Below are 475 nucleotides of genomic sequence, written 5' to 3'. Positions count from 1 at the left end.
AATTGCAGTGTCCCGTTCGTCTAGAGGCCTAGGACACCGCCCTTTCACGGCGGTAACAGGGGTTCGACTCCCCTACGGGATACCATTGGGTCGTTAGCTCAGTTGGTAGAGCAGTTGACTTTTAATCAATTGGTCGCAGGTTCGAATCCTGCACGACCCACCATTCTTTCTCCACGAAAGAATTAAAACTTTTAGTGGGCGATTAGCTCAGTTGGGAGAGCACCTGCCTTACAAGCAGGGGGTCACTGGTTCGAGCCCGGTATCGCCCACCATTCTCTAAATATTCTTGGAAGTTAAATCTCCAAACCACTTCTTATGTCGCTGGTTGGATTTTTCGACTGTGAGAGTCTTTAGAAAATGAACTTCACAAGAAGTCTCATTGCTCTTTAACAATTTGGAAAGCTGACTGATTGATTACTTACGAGTAATTCAATCAAATTTAAAAGTTCTCAATGTTTATCTTTCATTAGATAAA

The 475-nt window shown here is 43.6% G+C and carries 3 tRNA genes; all 3 read left to right on the top strand.

Going from position 1 to position 475, the window contains the following annotated elements:
* Nucleotides 1–9 precede the first annotated feature (9 nt).
* A tRNA-Glu gene (locus AB4329_RS22330) sits at nucleotides 10–85 on the top strand.
* A 2-nt stretch (nucleotides 86–87) separates the two neighbouring features.
* Nucleotides 88–163: transfer RNA gene (locus tag AB4329_RS22325), tRNA-Lys, on the top strand.
* Nucleotides 164–196: 33 nt separating this feature from the next.
* Nucleotides 197–272: transfer RNA gene (locus AB4329_RS22320), tRNA-Val, on the top strand.
* Nucleotides 273–475: the final 203 nt, after the last annotated feature.

The sequence above is a fragment of the Vibrio sp. 10N.261.54.A5 genome, from assembly GCF_041471145.1.
GTDB classification, from domain to species: Bacteria; Pseudomonadota; Gammaproteobacteria; order Enterobacterales; family Vibrionaceae; genus Vibrio; species Vibrio crassostreae_C.
This window is presented reverse-complemented; position numbering and strand designations above follow the sequence as displayed.